Genomic DNA, 874 nt, shown 5'->3' on the forward strand with positions numbered 1-874 from the left:
ACTTGCCTGGGAAGATAGAGCTTAAGCTGCTCGAATAGGACTTCTCAGGCGATTAAATGAATATCGCGCAGCGGTAAGAGCCGCTTCATTGCGCGCAGGCGTTCGAAGAGGCGCTTTGTACAGTAAGTAGGAAATCTGATGACCGATGAAAAAAACGGTAAGGGCGGAGATAACGGTAAATTACTTTACTGCTCCTTTTGTGGCAAAAGTCAGCATGAAGTGAGAAAACTGATTGCAGGCCCATCTGTCTTTATCTGTGATGAATGTGTAGACCTCTGTAACGATATTATTCGTGAAGAGGTGCAGGAGACAGCTTCTGAGGAAGCTAGTGATAGACTACCTGTACCGCAAGAAATTAAAGAAACGCTTGACGACTATGTGATTGGGCAGGAGAGAGCTAAAGTAGTTCTTTCTGTTGCTGTTTATAACCATTATAAGCGTCTGAAGTTCGACAATGCTAAGTCTGATATTGAGCTGGGCAAGAGTAATATCTTGCTGATTGGCCCAACGGGTAGTGGTAAAACGCTATTGGCCGAGACGCTAGCGCGCTTATTGAATGTTCCATTTACGATTGCTGATGCAACCACGCTGACAGAAGCCGGTTACGTTGGTGAAGACGTCGAGAACATTATTCAGAAGCTTCTGCAAAAGTGCGATTACGACGTAGAGAAAGCGCAGCGCGGAATTGTTTATATTGATGAAATCGACAAGATTTCTCGTAAGTCTGATAACCCTTCAATTACACGAGATGTGTCAGGTGAAGGTGTGCAACAGGCTTTGCTTAAGTTGATCGAAGGTACGGTTGCTTCGGTTCCTCCTCAGGGTGGACGTAAGCATCCTCAGCAAGAATTCTTGCAGGTTGATACAACTAATA

At 44.9% G+C, this 874-nt stretch carries 1 protein-coding gene; it reads left to right on the forward strand.

All coding sequences use genetic code 11. The features are described 5' to 3' along the window. Window positions 1–138 precede the first annotated feature (138 nt). Window positions 139–874, forward strand: a 736-nt coding sequence (clpX, locus tag A3763_RS25365; protein WP_068760713.1) for an ATP-dependent Clp protease ATP-binding subunit ClpX, incomplete at its 3' end; no start/stop codon positions are given.

It is taken from the genome of Oleiphilus sp. HI0128 (assembly GCF_001635365.1).